The following is a 19,034-nucleotide window of genomic DNA, read 5'->3' on the forward strand; positions in this document are numbered from 1 at the left end:
TTCGAGTCATACCGTGGCGGGGAGCCCGTTCCCGCGCAGCCTGGATTTCGTCCTACGCCAGGCGACGGCGATCAGCACGGCGAGGACGATCAGCGGGATCAGGCTGATCGACCAGCTCACCGCCATCGGCGGCCCCGGCTGTTCGAGCACCGCCAGATCCCGCAGTTCACCCGTGCCCTTGCCCGCGGGTCCCTCGATCTCGAACCGGAACGTCCACGAGCCCTCTGTCTGCAGGGCGCGGATGTCCAGTCCCCACACCTCCAGTTTCCGCGGATGCTTCGCCAGCGGCTGCGGACGGCCCAGCCGCCCGGTCTCCGGATTGAGGAACGCGAGCGTCCCCGACTTCCCGGCGATCCCGTCGTCCGGGATGAACGTGAAGTCCAGCGACTGCATGGCGCGCAACGGCCAGGTGCTGAAGCCGACCGTCATCCCGTACGGACCGACCTGGACCCGTTCGGTGTGGACGATGTTCACCGGTTCGTAGGCGTTCGCCGCGGGCGTGGTCGCGAACAGCAGACCGATCGCCGCCGCCAGTGCCAGCAGTGTCTTACGCATGCGCGTTGTCCCCCTTCGCCGGGGCCAGCAGCCCCAGCATCCCGCCGAAACGCCAGCCGGCGAACCCGCCGAGCAGCCCGATCACCGCGCCGGCGGCGCCCGTCGCGAACACGACCGCCCACGGCATCCGGTCGGCGTCGTAGACGATCGCGTTCTGGATCGGCATGCTCGCGCCGACCAGGAGCCCGCCGATCCCGCCCGCCAGCACCGAAACCCGGCCCGCGGACCAGCCGCGCCGGGAAAGCAGGTAGACCGCTTCGAGCACGGCCGCGATGGGCAGCAGCGCCATCGGCATCATCGAGGGCATCGCGGGAACACCGTCGATGTAGTCGCGCATCGGCAGGCCGACGGCGCCCGCGTACGCCTCGGCGGCCCACGGCGAGAACCACCAGGTGATCGCCTGGATGACCGCCAGTGCCGCGGCGACCCGGACCGCTCCGCCGGGCCGCGCCCAGAATCCCGCGCCCGCCGAGACGAGTAGCACCGAAAGCAGCGCGATGCCGACGGAGACGACGTCGAGCCCGTCGACGTCGATCTGCTGCAACCCCAGCACGGTCACCGTGCTGAACGCGATCAGCACGCCGAGGCTGCCGACCACGCCGACGGTGCCCCACCGGTGTTCCCGCGCGGCCGCGAAGACCATGACCGTGCCGATGATGCTCAGCGTGATCGACAGCAGCAGCCCGATATGCGGCGGCGAGTCGATCACCGCGTCGAAGCCGTAAAGACCGTGCCACCACTGGTCCCACAGGCCGTACAGCAGGAACATCGCCGCGCCCGTGCCGGTCACCAGGTAGCCGGCCGGTGCGGCGAAGACCTTGCCGAAGACGTTGATCGCCCGGCCACCGACGCGCGCGTCGATCGGGCGGCCCGTCCGGCGCGCGGCCGTGGTCATCAGCACGACCACGAGGCTCGCGAGCCCGGAGATCGCGCTGCCCGAATACAGGAACAGGTGCGGCATCGTGAAGAACGTGTCCGGGCCGACGTCGCCGTGCCACTGGATGTCCCAGGTCAGCCCGATCAGCGAGATCACCGATCCGGCCAGCACCGTGCCCGCCGGTATGAGACCGGTGCGTTCACTGCGTGCCACCGAGACGGCCCTCGCTCCTCCCGCGGTGAGATCCATACCCCCCGACCTCCCTCTCTTTACTTGACCAGCAAAGGAAAAACGTGCTGCGTGGCGCCGGACGGCCCGCGCAGTGAAACGGTGATCTCCCATTGCCCTGACATGGGCAGCAGGACGTCGCCGGTGCGGAACTTCCCCGGTGCCTCCGCGATCGCGGGCGACGGGGCGAGCGCGTGCCCCATCTGCGGCATCACGGGTTCGAGGGTGACGACGTCCGGCGTGGCGCCCGTGACGGTCAGGGCGAAGACGTTCCCGCCCTGGTGCGGGTCTTCGACCGACAGCTGCACCGTGTACGGGCCCTGCGTCGAGCGCTGCACCTGTGCCCCGCCGCTGCTCGGCCACACCAGCCAAGTCGCGATCGCCACAGCGAGTAGTGAAACCACGGAAATCAGCAGGACTGGCTTTCGTCTGTCCACTGTGGTCATTGCGGCGCCCCTTCCGCCGGGACCTCGATCTGCATGGGCACGGTCAGCACCGTGTAGTCGCGTTCGGCCTGCAACCAGATCCGGTACTTGCCGGGCGCGGAGAAGGTGTAGGTGAACGGGACGTCGGGGCCGTACGCGGCGACGGTCTCGTCCGGCTTTCCCGGCATCCCAGGCGATTGCGGGATCATCGAATGCACATGGGCCCAGGTCGGCGCGGCAGCGGCATCCGCGCCGACCCGGTGGTCGCCGGTGATCGGGCCGACGACGATCAGGTGGCCGAGCATGCCCAGCCAGGGTTGGAGATCCGCCTTCCCGAACCGCGCGGTGATCGTGGTCGGCTTCCCCTGCCGGACCTCGACATCGACCGGGTTGCCTTGCACGACTCGCTTTCCCGCTCCGGCGGGAACGGGTTCGGCGGGGGAGTCCGTTCCGCTCGCGACGCTCAGCGTGGTGCGGGCCAGCTGCACGCCGCCGCCTCGCCGGGCGAGTTCCGCGGCGACGGCGTAGGTCCCGGCCTCGGGTGGGGTGAACTTCACCCGGTAGTCACCGGGGCCGACCCGCACCGGATGCAGATGCCACAGCCTGCCCGTCGGCGAGATGACGACCAGGTGGATCAACGCGTTGTCGTGCACCAAAAGATCGTCGACGGGGCGGCCGGTCGCGCCGTCGGCGACGGCGATCCGGACCTCGGCGAGGCCGCCCGATCGCGCGTTCGGCGAGTGCACGGCCAGATTCACCGGCGGCCGGGAGAAGTCCACAGTGGACATCTGCGCGTTCGCGTACGGGTCGCGGATGTTGTCGATCGTCGGATCCAGCTCCGCGCCGGGCGCGGGCGGCGGCGGGGTGGACGCGGAGAGCATCGCGCCGGTGATCGCGACCGCGAGCGCGGCGACCATCCCGCCGGCGGGGATCAGCGCGAGCTGCGGACGGCGTACGCGCATCGCGATGACGAGACCGAGCACCAGGAACACGCCCGCGGCGACGAAACCGCCGAAGGTGGCCTTCTCCCACGGCGGGATGACCCTGGCCGGGACGATGAACGGGATCGACGCGGTGTCCGTGCCGTCGTCGAGGCCGAGCTCCCAAGGTCCCGGTTGGTCGACCTGGAGCCGCGCGGAATGCGCGCCGGGTTTGCCGTCCAGCGGCACGGTGGTCTCGGAAAACGTCGTCCCGGCGGTCGAGGCACGCAGTTTCAGCGTTCCCGGCGCGCTTCCGGTGTGCGTGACGACGTCGACGTGCAGCGGCCCGGGCGCGATGTCCATCCGGCGCAGGATGACCGTGAGATCCCGGGTGCCGAGCGTCTGCGCGACCTGGACGTCCGCGCCGCTCGACACGCCGTCCGCCTGAGCGGTGCCGGACAGCAGAACGGACGCCAGCGCGCAGAGCACGAGTACGCGGGCGATGACCAACGGCGTCGTGCGCCGCCCCCTCGGTGAATTCCCCATCCCGGTCGAAGTTAACGACGACGGTCTCCGAAAGCGTCACGGCGCGGGGTGAACCGGGGTCCCCCGTAAAGGGGACCGCGCCCCTTACCGCGGGTGGGGGTCTCAGCCGAGAAGAAACGGTTTCAGATTTTCCAGCAGGGCCTGAGGGCGTTCTTCGGCGAGGAAATGGCCGCATTCTTCGATCGCCGCACCGGAGACGTCGTTCGCGTAGTCCTTCCAGATCTCCAGCGTCGGCAGCTTTCCCAGCAGGCCGCTTGCTCCCCACAGCGCCAGCACGGGGAGTTCGAGGCGGCGACCGGCGTCGAAATCGGCGTCGTCGGCTTCCGCGTCGTGCGGGAAGGACGCGCGGTAATCGTCGAAGCCGGCCCGCAGGGCGCCCGGCGCCGAGAACGCGCGGACGTATTCGCCGACGGCCTCCCGGCTCAGCCCCTGCCGCTGATGCGTCCAGCGTTCGAAGAAATAGCCGAGGTAGGCGGCGATGTCCCGGCCGGCGAGCAGTTCCGGCAGATCCGGCTGAAGGTGGAACAGCCAATGCCAGTAGGCGCGGCCGATCCCGGTATCGAGGCGTTTCCAGAGTTCCCTGGTGGGAATGATGTCGAGGACGGCGAGCCGGTCGACCTGATCGGGCCGGTCCAGTGCCCAGCGGTGGGCGACCCGGCCGCCGCGGTCGTGCCCGACGACGGACACCCGCTCGAAACCCAGGTGGGTGGCGAGGGCGGCGACGTCCGCCGCCATCGTGCGCTTGTCGTAGCCCTCGCGAGGCTTGTCCGATTTGCCGTAACCGCGCAGGTCGGGGGCGATGACGGTATGCGTTTCGGCCAGTTCGCCGATGATCTCGTGCCAGCAGAAGGACGTCTGCGGCCAACCGTGCAGGAGGAAGAGCGCGGGGCCCTCCCCGGCACGCAGGTAGTGCAGGCGGATGCCGTTGACCGAAGCGGTCTCGCTTTCTAACCGGTTCATGGGGTTAGACGGTAGACCGACGTCCTAACCGATGACAAGGGTTAGAATCATCGGATGGAGTGGGTCTTCGACGGCGGGCGACCGTGTCTCGACCTCGTGAACACCGTGCGCGAGCGGCACGAGGACGGCCGGGAGCTGCTCACCGACCCCGCCGCCCTCGCGGAATGGCTGCGGCTCATGGGGTTCGCCGTCAGTGAGGCGAGCGCGGGTGAACTGTCGGCCGCGCGGGTGCTGCGGGAAGCCGTCGACAAAGTGCTGTTGGGTGAGCCGCGGAGCGCGGATGTCCTTCTGGTCAACGAGATGGCGTCCGGCGCGCCTTTGCCGTGGCTGCGTTACGACGACGGCAAGCCGGTGAAGGAACTGAGGCCGGTGTCGGTCGTCGCCGCGCTCGGCGCGCTCGCGGCCGACGCGATCCACCTCGCGACCGAGGACGTCGCGGTCCGGATCTGCGCCGCCGACGACTGTGGCCTGCGGTTCTGCGACGCCTCGCCGAGGCGGTCGCGCCAGTGGTGCTCGATGGCGCGCTGTGGCAACCGGGCGAAGGCCCGCGCCCACTACGCCCGCACCCGAAAGCGTTTAGAGGACTAAATGCTGTCTTGTTAGTCCTGTTGGCGGTCTCCGTGCCCCCCAGGTGTCGCGATAGCCACTTTCGGGACATCAGGCGTCGCGAAAGTGGCTTTCGCGACACGCTCCGGTCAGGGGCACGGCGTCGGCCCCGACGTTGCGAAAGCCACTTTCGCAACCTTCAACGTTGCGAAAGTGGCTTTCGCAACCTGCCACCTTTGCCTCCCCCGCACTAAAGGCGGGCACTTCCGGGGCCGGTACCGCCGCCGAGGAAGCGATACGCGCGCGGATGCGCCCGGAACCAGACGTTGAGCCTGCCGATCCGGCGCACGAGCGCGGACCGCGACGTCACCGGCACCAGCCCGCCGACCAGCCGCACCGCCGCGCGGAACCGGTCGAACCGGCGCTGGTCCCGGTCTGTCCACTGTAGACCGAGGCGATCGCGGAACGCGGGCGGCAGCGTGGCGCGGATGACGAACATCTGGCCCCGATGCTGCCATCGCTGGAGCCGCACCCACCGTTCGTCGGGCAGCCATCGCCACGGCTTCTTCACCGTGCGGATCGTTTCGAACAACGTCGAGATCGTCTCGTTCGGGCCGAAGCCGTCGATCATCTCCGCGTAGTACCGCTCGAATTCCGGCCATGTCGGCGGCATGTCCTGTTCGCGCAGGCCGAGGAGGCGTCCGACGTCGCACATCTGCGCGTAGTACTCGTCCAATTCGGACGGTGTCATCGGCGTTCCATAGAACCGTTGTGTGTCAACCGGAACCATGACGAGCGTGGCGTGCACCCAAGCGTAGGCGTGCGGGTTCAGCGCGCTGTACCGGCGGCCGTCGTCGACGCCGGTGAACGAGCGGTGCAGTGCGCGCAGCCGGTCCGCTTCGTAGCGCGCGCCCTCCGGGCCGCCGTAGATGTAGATGGACAGCGACGCGGCCGTGCGCATGAGCCGGGTCCACGGATCTTCGACGTAGTCCGAATGGTCCCGCACCCCGGCCGCGACGACCGGATGCGCGACCTGCAGCACCAGCACCTGGCCTGCCAGCAGCCCGGCCCGGAAGTCGCCGAAGTACTTCCACGCCGCCGTCCCCTTGACGATCGGCGGCCCGCTCATGACGCGCCGCGGACCAGCATCATCAACGACTGCGCCACCCCGACTCCGTCGTCACCCGTGGCCAGCCGACGCAACTGGAGGCCGGCGATCAGCGCGACGACGGGGCCGGTCAGCCGTTCCGGGGAAGGCACGCCGAGTGTTTTCAGGATCACCAGCGCCAGTTCGTCGTAGGCGGCGAAACACCGGGCGGCCGCGTCCTGGAGCCCGGGGTCGCGCGCGGCTTGCAGGTACAGCTCGTGCGCGCCGAGTTCGTCGGTGCCGAAGGGCAGCTGCGCGATGACCTGCTCGACCACCGACGCGGCCTGCTCGACGCTCAAGCCCTGCTCGCGGTACGCGTCGACGAATCCGGTCAGCTTCGTGGTCTCTTCCTCGACGAACAGCAGCATCGCCTCGCGCAGCAACGCGGTCTGGCTGGGGAAGTGGTAGGTCAGCGTGCCGAGCGAGACTCCGGCCGCGGTCGCGATCCGGCGGTTGGTCAGCCCGCCGACGCCCTGTTCCCCGACCACCTTGAGCGCGGCGTGGAGAATGGCTTCGCGGGTGTTCACCAAGCGGTCTCGGGTTTGCGGTCCTGCCACCGTTCGACCTCTTCCAGTTGCGCGGCCAGCGAGATCAGCCGTTCCTCGGCGTGCGAGGGGCCGAGCAGCTGCCCGCCGAGCGGCAGGCCGTCCGGGCTCAGCCCGGCGGGGACGTTGACCCCCGGCCAGCCCAGCACGTTCCACGGCCAAGCGTAGGGGCACGCGGCGATCATGGCCTGGTCGGTCTGCCAGCCGGTGAGCTTGTCGAAAGTGCCGATCCGGGGTGGCGGCGTGGCCGTGGTCGGCGTGAGGACGACGTCCACCCGGCCGAACACCGAGCCGATCTGCCGTTGCAGCAACGGTTCCGCGGCACGCGCGAGCCGCAGCGCCGGACCGGCCAAGGCCGAACCCTGCCGGGCGTTGGCGCGCGTGCGCGGGTCGAGCCGCGCCTGGTCCGGGACGCGACGGGACCAGTCGCGCACGCCGACGAGCGAACGCGGCAGGAAGGTGAGGCCGATCAGCCGGTAGTCGGGTTCGATCTCGACGATCTCGTGGCCGAGTTCGGCGAACCGCTCCGCGAGCCGGACGACGGCCGCGTGCGCCTGCGGATCGAGCCGCGTTTTCGTCGCGGTGAAAGGGATCCTGGTGGACAGCCCGATCCGCATCCGGCCCGGTTCGCGGCGGGCGGCCGCCTGGAACGCGGTGCCGGTGCCGGCGGCGACGTCGAGCAGCAGTGCCGCGTCGGCGACCGTGCGCGCGAGCGGGCCGACCACGGTCAGGCCGTGGAAGAGTTCGCGTTCGGTCGGGACGCGGCCGCGCTGCGGTTTGATCCCGACCAGATCGGTCCACGCGGCGGGGATCCGGATCGACCCGGCCCCGTCCGAACCCAGCGCGGCGGCGATCACCCCCGACGCGATGGCCGCCGCCGCGCCGCCGGAGGAACCGCCCGGGGTGCGCTCGGTGTCCCACGGATTGCGGGTCGCGCCGAACGCCGGGCCTTCGGTGAACGGCCACTGGCCGAGTTCGGGGGTGTTGGTCTTGCCGATGAGCACCGCGCCCGCCCGGCGAAGCGCGGCGACGGGCGGGGAGTCCGCGGTCGCGACGGAGAAGTCGCCTTCGCAGCCGAACGCCGTCGGCAGCCCGGTGACGTCGAGGTCGTCCTTGATGGCGGTGGGGACGCCGAGCAGGGGAGCGGTCTCGCCGGCGGCGAGCCTCCGGTCGGCCTCCTCCGCCTCGCGAAGGGCTTCTTCGGCGCGAAGGCATTTGAAGGCGTTGAGAACGGGCTGGCTGGCCTCGGCCTTTTCGAGCGCCAAGCGCGTGAGCTCGACCGACGTCGTGGCTCCGGTGGCGAGCATCGAGGCCTGTTCGGCAAGGCCGGTGAACGCGAGGTCCGCCTTCGAGGTGGTCATGGGATCCCCCTGCACGTCTCGTTCGTTCAAACGAACGATACCACCGGGTAGCGTGACGCGCATGAACCTCGATCGCTTCCCCCGCGTCGACCTCGGCGGCTATCCCACGCCGCTGCATCCGGCACCCCGGCTGGGTGAGGCCCTCGGCCTGCCGAACCTGCTGCTCAAACGGGACGACGTGCATCCACTCGGCGTTGGCGGGAACAAACTGCGCAAACTCGAGTTCCTGCTCGGCGCGGCGATCGAAAACGGCGCCGACACGGTGATCACCTTCGGCACGCTGCAGACCAACCACGGCCGCCAGACCGCCGCGGCCTGCGCGAAGCTCGGATTGCGGTGCGAGCTCGTGCTGACGGCGAAGGTCCCCCGCGAAGGCGACGCGTACGAACGGTCCGGCAACGTCTCCCTCGATCACCTCTTCGGGGCGAACGTGCACATCTGCCGCGACGGCGAGGAGACCGGCAGGACCTACGAGCGGCTGATCACCGAGGCCGCGGCCGAGGGCCGCGAAGTGGCCACGTTCCCGGTCGGCGGTTCCGACGGCGTCGGCGCGCTCGGGTACGTGGCGGCCGCGCGGGAGCTCGCCGGGCAGCTCGGCGAGCTGGGCATCACCAGGGCGCGGCTGGTCGCCCCGCACGCCAGCGGCGGGACGTCCGCCGGGCTCGTCGTCGGGACCGCGGACCTCGACTGGCTGACGCTGGACGTCGCCTGCGTCAGCCATCCGGTCGACGAAGCCCTCGACAACCTGGCCGACCTCACCATCGCGGCCTCGGTACTGCTGGGGAGCGAACCGCCGTCACTCGAAGGTCTGCACATCGACGACCGCACGATCGGCCCCGGCTACGGGATCCCGACCGCCGGGACGTGGGATGCGGTGCGGCTTTTCGGCCGTACGGAAGGGATCGCGCTCGATCCCGTGTACACCGGCAAAGTGGGCGCCGCGCTGATCGAGTGGGCCGCCGAAGGCCATTTCGCGGCCGACGAGCACGTTGTCTTCCTGCACACGGGCGGGCTGCCCGGCCTCTACGGTTACGCCCCCGAATTCGCCGACGCGGTGCGCCACTGACGCGACCTTCAGCATCCCGGCGATCAGGATCACGTGTGCCACCAGCGAAATCCGCTGCATGACGCCGACCGGCGCGATGTCGGTCAGCGTCATGAAGAACGGGATGTCGGACAGGCGCACGAAGATGAAGCTGAGCCCGAAGACGATCAACCCGGCCGCGCTGCCCCACGCCAGGCGGCCGACCAGCTTGGCCGACGGCGTGCCGCGCAGGTTGTCGCGCAGGGTGAAACCGGCGGCGGGCAGGCTGAGGAACGCGATGAGGCAGGCGTACAGGTGGATCTCGCCACTGACCGGATCCGGGAACTCGGGGTAGCTAGCCGGGAAGATCGCGGCCGCCGCCAGCCCGAGCGACCACAGCACGAACAGCAGCTTCGTGGTGCGGCTGAGCTGGATCCCGGCCGCGGCCAGCGCGCCGAGCGCGGTGAGCGAGCCGATGGACAGGGAGAGCACGCTGGCGCCGAGCATGCCCGTGCCGCGGTCGACGTAGGCGTAGCTGGACAGCGTGTCGAACACCGGATCGCGTGAGCTGATCAGGTGGAGCACGACCATGGTGAACAGTGCCCAGCCGATGGCCGCGGCCGACGCGATCAGCCAGGGCTTGGCCCGCGATCTCTCCCCAGGGAACGTCATGCGTCCAGCGTGCTCGCGCGGGCGGGGATTTCCGATCCGGGAAGCCCCCGGTTTTACCCTGGGGCTACCCCGAAGTCGACGAGTACCAGTAGCTGGTCATCGTGCCTTTTCGCGCGGGGCCAGCGCTCGCCGTCCGGGTCCTGTTTCTCCGCCGTGCGGACCGCGTCGAGGACGGCGTCCGGACCACGCTCCCGGCTGATCGCGAGCACCTCCGGCCAGTCGAACAGGTCGTACTCGTCGACACCGATCGAGACGCCGTCGGTCGCCAGCAGCAGGGCGTCGACCTCCGAACGCGGCCAACTGCGGCGGACGGCCTCGGCGGCGGCCTTCGGTTCCGCCTCGGCGACCCAGAAGCCGTCCGGCGCGTTGCGTTTCGCGCGGACGTCGGCGCCGGTGCGGAGCTGACCGCCTTCGCGCAGCGAGACCAGCCTGTCGTCGGTGAGCGGATCGGCGCCGGACGGGCCGAAGGCGACGATCGGGCTGTCGGCGAGTACCAGCCCGTCGACGGTGTCGTCCGTCCAGCGCGCGATCGCGACCGTGCTCGACGGCGATCGTCCCGGTTCGAGGCCTTCGCGGCGGGCGACGTCGGCGATCGACTCGGCCAGCAGCACCCCGAGATCCGCTTGTGGTTCCGCGGCCAGGGCCCGCGACAGGCTGTGCACGAGCAGGCTCGCGTACCAGCCGCCGGACGGCAGATCCGGCCGTGGCGCGGTCGCCCCGTCGAGCACCACCACGGCGTTGCCGAGTACGGCGACGTGGTCTTCGGTCGGGCGCGTCGCTCCGTCCGCGCCTACTCCGTCCCTTTCGGCCACTGCGATTTCGACCATGACCCGACCCTAACTGTCAACTGAGGTTGACGCGGGCGCGATGTCAACGTAGGTTGACGTCATGACCGAAGCGACAGATCTGGCCGCGCGAGCCGGCGACCGCGACCCCCGGGTGGGATTGCGCGCCGTCGCCGCCTTGCGCCGGCTGTTGGAACAACTCGAGGCCGTGCAGGTCCGCAGCGCGCGGGTGCACGGCTGGTCCTGGCAGGAGATCGCGGCCGAGCTGGGGGTCAGCAGGCAAGCGGTGCACAAGAAGTACGGGAGGCACTGATGTTCGAACGCTTCACCACCGAAGCCCGCGATGTCGTCGTCGGGGCTCAGCGCGTGGCGTCGGACGAGGGATCGGGGAACGTCGACGCGTTGCACCTGCTGACGTCCATCGCGCGGCACACCGGCGTGCTCACCGCGCTGGGCTGCCCGGCGGACGAACTGGCCGACGACCTCCGGCGCGTCCGGCGGCGTGGCGGGATGAGCGACGCCGACGTCGAAGCCCTGAGCGGTTTCGGCATCGACGTCGAGCACATCGTCGAGCGGGTCGAGCAGACCCACGGCCCCGGCGCGCTGACCGGCGGCCGTCGTGCCGGGCGCGGTCATCGGCCGTTCACGCCCGAGGCGAAGAAGGTGCTGGAGAAGAGCCTCCGCGAAGCCATCGATGTCGGCAGCAAGCGCATCGAAGGCGAGCACCTGCTGCTCGCGATGACCGCCGTCCCCGGTGCCGCGGCCGACGTGCTCGCGCAGCGGGGCATCGACTACCTCGCCGTCCGGCGCCTGCTCGAACAGCGGGAGGCCAGCTGAGGGGGAGGCGGGTCGCGAAAGCCACTTTCGGGACATCAGACGTCGCGAAAGTGGCTTTCGCGACACCCGCCGGCCTCACCGTCCGGCGGCAACGTGAAGCCCGCTTCGCGTAACTCACGTGATCAGTCGCGTAACTCACGTGATCGAAGGCGTAGCTCGCGTGCTTGGACGCGGCACACACGAGTTACGCCTCTGATCACGCGAGTTACGCCGCCGCACACGCGAGTTACGCCTCCGATCACGCGTGAGCGCGCTCCCGCCAGATGACGTACGGCAGGAAAGCCTGCGTCAGCGGCCCGATCGCGAGCGCGTAGAGGACCGTGCCGACACCGACGGTGCCGCCGAGCAGCCAGCCGGCGGCCAGGACGGTGAGCTCGATGAGCGTCCGGACGAGACGGATCGACTTGCCCGTCCGCGCCGAAAGGCCGGTCATCAGCCCGTCGCGCGGGCCGGGGCCGAGCCGCGCGCCGACGTAGACCGCGGCGCCGAGACCGTTGAGCACCACGCCGGCGACCAGGTTGAGGATCTGCCAGCCGAGCACGTCCTGGTCGGGCAGGAAGAGCCGGACGAAGTCGACGGTGAGCGAGATGACCACGATGTTGGCGACGGTGCCGATCCCCGGCCGTTGCCGCAGCGGGATCCAGAGCAGGAGCACCAGCACCGACGCGATCGCGGTGACCGTGCCGAACGAGAGCCCGGTGATCTTCATCAGCCCTTCGTGGAACACGTCCCACGGGTCGAGGCCGAGCCCGGACCTGGTCAGCATGGCCATGCTGCCGCCGTAGAGGACGAGCCCGGCGACGAGCTGGACCGACCGGCGGGTGGTGTCCTGGGAGATGCCGACGGGTCGGAGATCGAGTTTGAGTGCCACGCCTCCACCATCAAGGGTAAGTGGCTATCTTGACCATGGCCAATCTGGAACAATTGGCCTTATGGAACCGCTGATCCCGCTGACTGGACGCGTTTCGGGACCAAAATTGGCCATTTTGCTGGGGAACTGGCGGCAGAGTGGTTCTCGACACGGTGCCGCGGACCTGGCGGCCGCCGTCGAGCTGCTGGTCCTCGACGGCAGGCTCCCGCTCGGCACGAAACTCCCGGCGGAACGCGAGCTCGCCGACGCGCTGGAGGTCAGCCGCACGCTGATCGGCGCCGCGCTGGACAAGCTGCGGGCCGACGGCCTGGTCGCCAGCCGCCGCGGGGCGGGTTCGTGGATCGCGTCGCCCGGCGGCCGGGGCCGGGAGCCGGTCCTGCCGACCGGCGAGGACCTCATCGACCTCGCCCAGGCTTGCCCGCCCGCCGTCGCGGGCCTGGTCCCGGCCGTGGACGCCGCGCGCAAGGCGCTGGTCGACCATCTCGGCGAGAACGCCTACCAGGTACGCGGCCTGCGGATCCTGCGTGAGCGGATCGCCCGCCGCTACACCGAACGAGGGCTGCCGACCAACGCCGATCAGGTGATGGTCACCAACGGCGCGCATCACGCGTTCGTACTGGCCCTGCGGATGCTGGCCGGTCCGGGCGACCGGGTGCTGGTCGAGCAGCCGACGTACCCGAACTCGCTGGAGGCCGTCGGCGCCGCGCACGCCATCCCGGTGCCGGTACCGCTCGATCCGGCCACCGGCTGGGACATCGTCGGGATCGAGGCCGCGCTACGGCAATCCGCGCCGAAGCTCGCGTATTTCGTCGCGGACTTCCAGAACCCGACCGGCCTGCGCATGGACGCCGACAGCCGTCAGCGCCTCGGGGCCGCGCTGAGCCGCGCTCGCACCCCGGCGATCGTCGACGAGACGCTGGTCGAACTGGACCACGAAGGCGATCCGGCCGACGGGCCGCCGCCACTGGGCGCGTACCTGGGCGACCTCGGCATCACGATCGGCTCGTCGTCCAAATCGCATTGGGCGGGCCTGCGGCTCGGCTGGATCCGCGCCTCCGAAGACGTCATCGGCAGGCTGATCGCGGCCCGGTTCGCCGTCGACCTGGGATCGCCGGTCTTCGAGCAGCTCGTCCTCGCCGAACTGCTCGACGACGGCGGAGCCGCGTTGGCGCACCGCCGTCAGGAGACGCTGGCGCTGCGTGACGCGTTGACCGGGGCGCTGAACTGGTACTGCCCGGAATGGACGTTCACCGTGCCGTCCGGCGGGCTTTCGGTGTGGTGCCGTCTGCCGGAGCCGATGAGCACGCGGCTGGCCATCGCGGCGGCGGGACACGGTGTGCAGGTGGCGCCGGGCTCGCGGTTCGGTGTCCACGGTGGACTGGAGCGCTGGCTGCGGCTGCCGTACGCGCTTCCGGCCGACCGGCTTTTCGAGGCCGTGCGGCGGCTGGGCGCGGCCGCCGCTTCGCTGGCCGCGACCCCCGCCGCGGCCGCCCCGGCCACCGTCCAGGTCACCTGACCCCGGCTGGAAACGGAAATAGCCGGTGCGCCGGCGGGGCGCTCGATGCTCCAGGGAGGGCATCGGCGCCGCGCGACCAGCGCACCGGCTATCCGGCCCGCCCCGAGACCGGAACCTCGGGACGGGCACCGCGGCGGTTACCCGGCACAGCCCCTCGACGTGCCGGGAACCGCCCGCGGTTCAGGCGGGCTTCGAGCTTGACCGGCTCCTGCTCGGCGCGGTGAGCAGAAGCCCCCGAAGTCCACCCGGTGCTGGTCCCGGCGCCGCAGGGGCAGCGCGGCGCCGGGGCCGGGATCCGAACCGGCCGGGCGCGGTCGGCCGTTCGGAAAGACAAAGGGGATGCCTGAGGAGAGGGGCAGGCGAAAAGCGGCTTGTGCCGGCGGGATCAGCAGACGTCGAAACCCGAAGTTGATCTTGGTTTGGACGTGGTTCTCCCCGGCGACCCGGTCAGGTCAGTCGGGGGAGGTGGCGGGAAGCGCGGCTTCCCTGCCGGTGCGCTCGCCTTCGTGGTCGCAGCCGGTTCCGATGAGCTTCAGCTGCGTGGCGGGCATTCCGGCGTCGAGCACGGCGAGCGGCCCACGGCCGCCGCCGGTGTTGTCGTGGCCCGGCTGGGCGGTCGTCGTGGGCGCGATCGGGGCCACCGGGGTGCTCGGCAGGCCACCGCCGCCGCCCGAGCCGCCGCCGTCCGGGGACGCGTGCGTGTCGGATTCGGCGGGCGCGGCCGGAACGGGCTGGGCGTCGGTCTTGACCCGGACGGGCAGCGTGACGCGGTGGTTCTGGCTAGCCGTCGCCGGAGCGGGGGTCTCGGCGGGGACAGCCGGACGCGGGGCCGGAGCGGCAGGCGCGGGGGCGTTCTCCGTGACGGCCTTGGCCGGGACGGCGATGGTGACCGAGCCGCCCGCCGACTCGCCGGAGCCGCCGCCGAAGACGGGGTCGAGCATGTCGCCGGTGCCCGGCAGGATCACCGGGGCACCCGCGCCGCAGCACGGATCCGGCGTGAGGATCGGCGTGACGACCTGGTCGCCGATCCCGTCGACGACGCCGACGACGCCGCCGACGGTGTGGACGACGCCGCCGACCGTAGTGGTGACGACATTCAGCACGCCGCCGATGAGGCCGCCCAGCAAGCCGTTGGACGTCTGGGCTTTCGCGGTCTTCGTGGCCGGTTCCGGAGAAGAAACCGACTCTTCCTCCACAGTGGCCTCAGGCTCCTCGTGCGCAACGGGAGCGGGCTCTTCCTGAGAGGTCTCAGCGGGTTTCGCGGTTTCGGTCGCGGTGGAGTCCGAATTGGACTCAGTGGACTCGGCGGGTTTCTCGGGAGTAGTCGTTTTCCCGGATCCGGTTTCGTCCGTGGGCTGCACGACGGAGGTCTCCGGCGTCGCGGGTGGCTCTTCGTCGGCCGAAGCCGTCGTGCTCAGCACGGCGCCGAGGAGCCAGCCGGTGAGCACGAGTCCGCCCGCGAAAAGGATTCGCTTCGGGGCGGTGAGGCCGCCACGGCGCACGACTGCCGTACCACTCATGGCAATCACCACCGTCCGCGCCTGAAACCCACGTTTTCCGCGTGAGTTCGATCTTTCTTGGGGTCTCTTCCGGCCAGGTCGCAGTTCCCCCGGGGCTGCACCAGTTTTAGCACCGGAGGGGAGTGTTTCACTTCAGCCGCCGCCGATCCAGCCCGTTAGGCGGAACGACGCAACCGGCTCCGGTGCCTGGAGTACCGGAGTTGATCACTCTCGGTATGTACCCGGCGGCCATCCGGGGAGGGGTGGAACTACTCAAATCATCGGTGACCTGACCTTTTCCGGATCCCGGATGCGGTGTGTGCCGTCCAAGTCGCGTTCGGTGATCGGTGCGGCGAGCGCAAGCCGCTAGGAGGGGAAGGTCCGGGATGTGGGACGTGAACGCGCTGTCGGCGGCGGTGCTCAAGACGCTGAAGGCGTACCGGCTGAGCGAAGCCGACGCGCACGACGTCTGTCAGGACGCGTGGCTGGAACTCCTTCGCGCGCCCGGCGCGCTACGCGACGAAGCGAAGCTCGCCGCTTGGCTGACGACCACCGCGCGGCGCCGCGCGCTCCGGATGATCACCAGGAACAGGCGCGAAACGCCGCGTCCGCTGCCCGGCGCGGAGCCGACCCCGGAGGCCGAGGTCGTCCGCGCCGAACGCGACCGCGCGCTCTGGGCGGCGGTAGATCGCCTACCGGACTCGCATCGGCGGATGATGCGGCTCCTCGCGTACCGGCCGGAGCTGTCCTACGCCCAGCTCGCGGGCGAGCTGGGCATCAGTCCGGCCAGCGTGGGCAGGCTGCGACGACGGTGTCTGGACCGGCTCAGACGAACACTCGAAAGAGGCGGCTGGGTATGAACAGTGCCGTGAACATCGGACGAGTCACCGGAGTTTGCGCAATCGGGTGACCGCTTCGTCGATGACCTCGTTGCGTTTGCAGAACGCGAAGCGCAGGAGGTGTTTCCACTCGTCCGGGTGATCGGTGAACACCTTTACGGGCACGGCCGCCACCCCCACCCGTTCGGGGAGTTCCCAGGCCAGTTCCGCGGCGTCGTCGAAACCGAGCGGCCGGACGTCGACGCAGACGAAGTACGTCCCGGCGGTCGGCCGGACCGCGAATCCGGCCTCCGCGAGACCCGCCGCGAGCCGGTCCCGTTTGCCCTGAAGGCTCGTGCGCAGGTCTTCGGCCCACGCCAGTTCGTGGTCCAGTGCGTGGGCGACGGCGGGCTGGAACGGGCCGCCCGAGACGAAGGTGATGAACTGCTTCGCCGCCTTCACCGCCGCGACCAGCTCGGGGCTGGCGCAGACCCAGCCGATCTTCCAGCCGGTGCAGTTGAACGTCTTGCCCGCGCTGGAGATCGAGACGGTCCGGTCGCGCATGCCGGGGAAGGTCGCGAGCGGCAGATGCTCGGCGTCGTCGAAGACCAGGTGCTCGTACACCTCGTCGGTGATCGCGATCAGGTCGTGCTCCACGCAGAGCGCGGCGACGGCTTCCAGTTCGGCGCGCGTGAACACCGTGCCGGTCGGGTTGTGCGGGGAGTTGATCAGGATCGCCCTGGTCCGGCCGGTCACCGCGGCGCGCAGGCCCTCGACGTCCAGCGCGAACCGGCCGTCGCGTTCCACCAGGCCGACGACACGCCGCTCCGCGCCCGCCATGGCGACCGCGGCCGCGTACGAGTCGTAGTACGGCTCGATGACGATCACCTCGTCGCCCGTCTGGGTCAGCGCGATCAGCGACGCCGCGATGGCCTCGGTGGCGCCGGCGGTGACCAGGATCTCCGTGTCCGGGTCGTACTCGACGCCGTAGCGGAGCCGATGCCGCGCGATCGCCGCGCGCAGCTCCGGCCGTCCCGGGCCCGGCGGGTACTGGTTCGCACCCCCGAACAGCGCGTTCTTGGCGGCGTCGAGCATTCCGGCCGGCCCGTCGGTGTCGGGGAAACCCTGGCCGAGGTTGACGGCTTCGTGGCGGACGGCCAGTGCCGTCATCTCCGCGAAGATGGTCGACGTGAAGGGCTGGAGGCGGGGTACGAGGACAGGTTCGCGCACGATCAGCCATCCTCACGGACAATGGCCGTGTGGAGCAACTGACGCCCGCCAAGGTGACCCCAGCCGATCCGCCCGGTGGAACCGCCGCCGAGGAGGAGAAGCGCCGCGGCCTGCGCAAGATGAAGATGGTCGCGCTGTCGTTCCTGCTCGGCGCGACGGTGATCTTCCTGCTGACCAGCTGGGCCGAAGCCGCCGGCTGGCCTGCCTGGGTCGGCTACGTCCGCGCCGCCGCCGAAGCCGGGATGGTCGGCGCGCTCGCCGACTGGTTCGCGGTGACGGCGCTGTTCCGGCATCCGCTGCGGATCAAGATCCCGCACACCGCGATCATCCCGAACAAGAAGGACGCGCTGGGCAGCAGTCTCGGTGACTTCGTCGGCTCGAACTTCCTTTCCGAGACCGTGATCCGCGAGAAACTGAGCCGGGTCGAGGTCTCGAAGCGGCTCGGCGGCTGGCTCTCGCAGCCCGCCAACGCGGAGCGGGTGACGTCGGAGCTGGCCACCGTCGTGCGGGCGGCGGTGAAGGTGCTCCGCGACGAAGACGTCCAGGCGATCATGGAACAGGCCGTGGTCAAGCGGATCGTGGACAAACCGTGGGGTCCGCCGCTGGGCAAGATCCTCGAAGGCGTGTTCGCCGACGGCGCGCACCACAAGCTGGTGGACCTGATGTGCGACCGCGCCTACGAATGGGTGCGCGACAACCACACGACGATGCTGCGCGTGGTCTCGGACCGGGCGCCGAGCTGGTCGCCGAAATTCGTCGACGAGATGCTCGCGGACAAGGTCTACGGCGAGGTGCTGTCGTTCGTCTGGGCGGTGAAGACCGACGTCAACCACCCCATGCGGCTGGCGCTGGACAAGTTCCTCGGCGAGTTCGCCCAGGATCTGCAGACCGACCCCGAGGTGATGGCGCGCGCCGAACAGGTCAAATCCCAGATGCTCGGGCACGACGAGGTGCAGAAGCTGATCGGCTCGGCGTGGGCGACGGCGAAGGAGATGCTCCTCAACGCCGCCGAGGACCCGTCGAGCGAGCTGCGGCGCCGCGTGCGCACCGGCCTGGAGACCCTCGGCGGGCGGCTGGTCTCCGACGACCACATCCGGTCCAAAGTGGACACCTGGGTGGAGGGCGCGGCGGCCTACGTGGTCACGCACTACTCCAAGGAGATCACCACGATCATCACCGACACCGTGGAGCGCTGGGACGCCGAGGAGACCTCGCGCAAGATCGAGCTCCAGGTCGGCCGGGATCTGCAGTTCATCCGGATCAACGGCACGGTGGTCGGCGCGCTCGCCGGGCTGGTCATCTACACGGTCGCGCAGCTGCTCTTCTGAGTGGCCGCGCGTATACCACACTCCGGAGGGCTTACCGGGAGTTGTCCACAGGAAGTGGAGTCATCCCCAGGGTTATCCACAGCTTTTCACGTTTTTGGCCTAACGGTGTGCACAACCCCTGGGGGTAACTCGGGGGTGGGTGACACCAGAAGTTGTGGTCGTTCGGGTGCCTCGGGTTCCCCGGGGTGGGGCGGCGCCGGGGTTGCGAAAGTGGCTTTCGCAACCTCTCTGGTGCCCCCGGAGTGCGTCCTGCCTCCGCGTCGCCAAGGTCGCGTCGCGAAAGCCACTTTCGCAACCTTCAACGTTGCGAAAGCCACTTTCGCAACCTCTCTGGCGCCCAGGGT

General features: G+C 70.1%; 19 protein-coding genes and 1 pseudogene. 7 read left to right on the plus strand and 13 right to left on the minus strand.

Annotated features, from left to right (window positions below; genetic code table 11):
* Positions 1-6: 6 nt before the first annotated feature.
* The 5 genes from ACZ1DY_RS02735 to ACZ1DY_RS02755 all read right to left on the minus strand — a co-directional run bounded on the left by ACZ1DY_RS02735 (position 7) and on the right by ACZ1DY_RS02755 (position 4,511).
* Positions 7-555: a hypothetical protein gene (locus ACZ1DY_RS02735; RefSeq protein ID WP_126733170.1), complete on the minus strand. Its 549-nt coding sequence runs from the start codon at positions 553-555 to the stop codon at positions 7-9.
* Positions 548-1,681, minus strand: a complete 1,134-nt coding sequence (locus ACZ1DY_RS02740; protein ID WP_465483529.1) for a hypothetical protein — start codon at positions 1,679-1,681, stop codon at positions 548-550. Before ACZ1DY_RS02740 ends, ACZ1DY_RS02735 begins: the two co-directional genes overlap by 8 nt.
* 20 nt (positions 1,682-1,701) lie before the next feature.
* Entirely contained in the window at positions 1,702-2,106 is a 405-nt protein-coding gene (locus ACZ1DY_RS02745; protein ID WP_465483530.1) for a FixH family protein, read from the minus strand.
* Positions 2,103-3,551: a hypothetical protein gene (locus ACZ1DY_RS02750; RefSeq protein ID WP_465483531.1), complete on the minus strand. Its 1,449-nt coding sequence runs from the start codon at positions 3,549-3,551 to the stop codon at positions 2,103-2,105. The genes ACZ1DY_RS02745 and ACZ1DY_RS02750 overlap by 4 nt, the downstream gene beginning before the upstream one ends.
* 102 nt (positions 3,552-3,653) lie before the next feature.
* The gene (locus tag ACZ1DY_RS02755) at positions 3,654-4,511 is read right to left on the minus strand and encodes an alpha/beta fold hydrolase (protein WP_465483532.1); all 858 of its coding nucleotides are present in this window, start codon (positions 4,509-4,511) and stop codon (positions 3,654-3,656) included.
* A 54-nt stretch (positions 4,512-4,565) separates the two neighbouring features.
* Here ACZ1DY_RS02755 and ACZ1DY_RS02760 point away from each other — a divergent pair, with 54 nt between their 5' ends.
* On the plus strand, positions 4,566-5,099 hold the full coding sequence (locus ACZ1DY_RS02760) for a CGNR zinc finger domain-containing protein (RefSeq protein WP_465483533.1): 534 nt from the start codon (positions 4,566-4,568) through the stop codon (positions 5,097-5,099).
* 208 nt (positions 5,100-5,307) lie between these two features.
* Here the strand turns inward: ACZ1DY_RS02760 and ACZ1DY_RS02765 are convergent, their stop codons facing one another.
* From ACZ1DY_RS02765 to ACZ1DY_RS02775, 3 genes are read right to left on the minus strand one after another with little or no spacing between them, the layout of a single operon-like run.
* The gene (locus ACZ1DY_RS02765) at positions 5,308-6,186 is read right to left on the minus strand and encodes an oxygenase MpaB family protein (protein ID WP_465483534.1); all 879 of its coding nucleotides are present in this window, start codon (positions 6,184-6,186) and stop codon (positions 5,308-5,310) included.
* Entirely contained in the window at positions 6,183-6,731 is a 549-nt protein-coding gene (locus ACZ1DY_RS02770; RefSeq protein ID WP_192747670.1) for a TetR/AcrR family transcriptional regulator, read from the minus strand. The genes ACZ1DY_RS02765 and ACZ1DY_RS02770 overlap by 4 nt, the downstream gene beginning before the upstream one ends.
* The gene (locus tag ACZ1DY_RS02775) at positions 6,728-8,110 is read right to left on the minus strand and encodes an amidase (RefSeq protein WP_465483535.1); all 1,383 of its coding nucleotides are present in this window, start codon (positions 8,108-8,110) and stop codon (positions 6,728-6,730) included. Before ACZ1DY_RS02775 ends, ACZ1DY_RS02770 begins: the two co-directional genes overlap by 4 nt.
* 61 nt (positions 8,111-8,171) lie before the next feature.
* Between ACZ1DY_RS02775 and ACZ1DY_RS02780 the strand changes: the two genes are divergently transcribed.
* Complete coding sequence (locus ACZ1DY_RS02780; protein WP_465483536.1) at positions 8,172-9,176, plus strand: D-cysteine desulfhydrase family protein; 1,005 nt, start codon at positions 8,172-8,174, stop codon at positions 9,174-9,176.
* Between the two features lie 78 nt (positions 9,177-9,254).
* Here the strand turns inward: ACZ1DY_RS02780 and ACZ1DY_RS02785 are convergent.
* Together ACZ1DY_RS02785 and ACZ1DY_RS02790 are read right to left on the minus strand one after the other, a co-directional pair.
* A pseudogene (locus ACZ1DY_RS02785) lies at positions 9,255-9,806 on the minus strand (DUF998 domain-containing protein); the annotation flags it as partial.
* Positions 9,807-9,859: 53 nt separating this feature from the next.
* Positions 9,860-10,633, minus strand: a complete 774-nt coding sequence (locus tag ACZ1DY_RS02790) for a protein phosphatase 2C domain-containing protein (protein WP_192747673.1) — start codon at positions 10,631-10,633, stop codon at positions 9,860-9,862.
* A gap of 61 nt (positions 10,634-10,694) precedes the next feature.
* Between ACZ1DY_RS02790 and ACZ1DY_RS02795 the strand changes: the two genes are divergently transcribed.
* Together ACZ1DY_RS02795 and ACZ1DY_RS02800 are read left to right on the plus strand one after the other, a co-directional pair.
* Positions 10,695-10,904, plus strand: a complete 210-nt coding sequence (locus tag ACZ1DY_RS02795; protein WP_004559389.1) for a sigma factor-like helix-turn-helix DNA-binding protein — start codon at positions 10,695-10,697, stop codon at positions 10,902-10,904.
* The gene (locus tag ACZ1DY_RS02800; protein WP_257489406.1) at positions 10,904-11,428 is read left to right on the plus strand and encodes a Clp protease N-terminal domain-containing protein; all 525 of its coding nucleotides are present in this window, start codon (positions 10,904-10,906) and stop codon (positions 11,426-11,428) included. The genes ACZ1DY_RS02795 and ACZ1DY_RS02800 overlap by 1 nt, the downstream gene beginning before the upstream one ends.
* Positions 11,429-11,666: 238 nt before the next feature.
* On the opposite strand, the gene yczE is transcribed toward ACZ1DY_RS02800, so the two are convergent.
* Positions 11,667-12,299, minus strand: a complete 633-nt coding sequence (gene yczE, locus ACZ1DY_RS02805; RefSeq protein ID WP_126733180.1) for a membrane protein YczE — start codon at positions 12,297-12,299, stop codon at positions 11,667-11,669.
* Between the two features lie 61 nt (positions 12,300-12,360).
* Here yczE and yczR point away from each other — a divergent pair, with 61 nt between their 5' ends.
* Positions 12,361-13,815, plus strand: coding sequence for a MocR-like transcription factor YczR (gene yczR / locus ACZ1DY_RS02810; protein ID WP_465483537.1), 1,455 nt, complete (start codon positions 12,361-12,363; stop codon positions 13,813-13,815).
* A 452-nt stretch (positions 13,816-14,267) separates the two neighbouring features.
* Here the strand turns inward: yczR and ACZ1DY_RS02815 are convergent, their stop codons facing one another.
* On the minus strand, positions 14,268-15,335 hold the full coding sequence (locus ACZ1DY_RS02815) for a hypothetical protein (protein ID WP_465483538.1): 1,068 nt from the start codon (positions 15,333-15,335) through the stop codon (positions 14,268-14,270).
* Between the two features lie 365 nt (positions 15,336-15,700).
* Between ACZ1DY_RS02815 and ACZ1DY_RS02820 the strand changes: the two genes are divergently transcribed.
* A complete protein-coding gene (locus ACZ1DY_RS02820) occupies positions 15,701-16,174 on the plus strand; it encodes a sigma-70 family RNA polymerase sigma factor (RefSeq protein ID WP_126733182.1) in 474 nt (157 codons plus the stop codon).
* A 24-nt stretch (positions 16,175-16,198) separates the two neighbouring features.
* Here the strand turns inward: ACZ1DY_RS02820 and ACZ1DY_RS02825 are convergent, their stop codons facing one another.
* Positions 16,199-17,362 (minus strand): pyridoxal phosphate-dependent aminotransferase, encoded by a 1,164-nt coding sequence (locus tag ACZ1DY_RS02825; RefSeq protein ID WP_465483539.1) that lies wholly within the window; start codon positions 17,360-17,362, stop codon positions 16,199-16,201.
* A gap of 29 nt (positions 17,363-17,391) precedes the next feature.
* Between ACZ1DY_RS02825 and ACZ1DY_RS02830 the strand changes: the two genes are divergently transcribed.
* Positions 17,392-18,690, plus strand: a complete 1,299-nt coding sequence (locus ACZ1DY_RS02830) for a DUF445 domain-containing protein (RefSeq protein WP_257489400.1) — start codon at positions 17,392-17,394, stop codon at positions 18,688-18,690.
* Positions 18,691-19,034: the final 344 nt, after the last annotated feature.

It is taken from the genome of Amycolatopsis sp. PSD-21, assembly GCF_055561455.1.

What these genes read in the sequence shown, in the direction of transcription:
- ACZ1DY_RS02775 (WP_465483535.1), bottom strand. Translation starts at nt 8,110, where the DNA reads ATGACCACCTCGAAGGCGGACCTCGCGTTCACCGGCCTTGCCGAACAG.
- yczR (WP_465483537.1), top strand. Translation starts at nt 12,361, where the DNA reads ATGGAACCGCTGATCCCGCTGACTGGACGCGTTTCGGGACCAAAATTG.
- ACZ1DY_RS02750 (WP_465483531.1), bottom strand. Translation starts at nt 3,551, where the DNA reads ATGGGGAATTCACCGAGGGGGCGGCGCACGACGCCGTTGGTCATCGCC.
- ACZ1DY_RS02755 (WP_465483532.1), bottom strand. Translation starts at nt 4,511, where the DNA reads ATGAACCGGTTAGAAAGCGAGACCGCTTCGGTCAACGGCATCCGCCTG.
- ACZ1DY_RS02780 (WP_465483536.1), top strand. Translation starts at nt 8,172, where the DNA reads ATGAACCTCGATCGCTTCCCCCGCGTCGACCTCGGCGGCTATCCCACG.
- ACZ1DY_RS02795 (WP_004559389.1), top strand. Translation starts at nt 10,695, where the DNA reads ATGACCGAAGCGACAGATCTGGCCGCGCGAGCCGGCGACCGCGACCCC.
- ACZ1DY_RS02740 (WP_465483529.1), bottom strand. Translation starts at nt 1,681, where the DNA reads ATGGATCTCACCGCGGGAGGAGCGAGGGCCGTCTCGGTGGCACGCAGT.
- ACZ1DY_RS02735 (WP_126733170.1), bottom strand. Translation starts at nt 555, where the DNA reads ATGCGTAAGACACTGCTGGCACTGGCGGCGGCGATCGGTCTGCTGTTC.
- ACZ1DY_RS02765 (WP_465483534.1), bottom strand. Translation starts at nt 6,186, where the DNA reads ATGAGCGGGCCGCCGATCGTCAAGGGGACGGCGGCGTGGAAGTACTTC.
- ACZ1DY_RS02760 (WP_465483533.1), top strand. Translation starts at nt 4,566, where the DNA reads ATGGAGTGGGTCTTCGACGGCGGGCGACCGTGTCTCGACCTCGTGAAC.
- ACZ1DY_RS02820 (WP_126733182.1), top strand. Translation starts at nt 15,701, where the DNA reads ATGTGGGACGTGAACGCGCTGTCGGCGGCGGTGCTCAAGACGCTGAAG.
- ACZ1DY_RS02745 (WP_465483530.1), bottom strand. Translation starts at nt 2,106, where the DNA reads ATGACCACAGTGGACAGACGAAAGCCAGTCCTGCTGATTTCCGTGGTT.
- ACZ1DY_RS02800 (WP_257489406.1), top strand. Translation starts at nt 10,904, where the DNA reads ATGTTCGAACGCTTCACCACCGAAGCCCGCGATGTCGTCGTCGGGGCT.
- ACZ1DY_RS02790 (WP_192747673.1), bottom strand. Translation starts at nt 10,633, where the DNA reads ATGGTCGAAATCGCAGTGGCCGAAAGGGACGGAGTAGGCGCGGACGGA.
- ACZ1DY_RS02815 (WP_465483538.1), bottom strand. Translation starts at nt 15,335, where the DNA reads ATGAGTGGTACGGCAGTCGTGCGCCGTGGCGGCCTCACCGCCCCGAAG.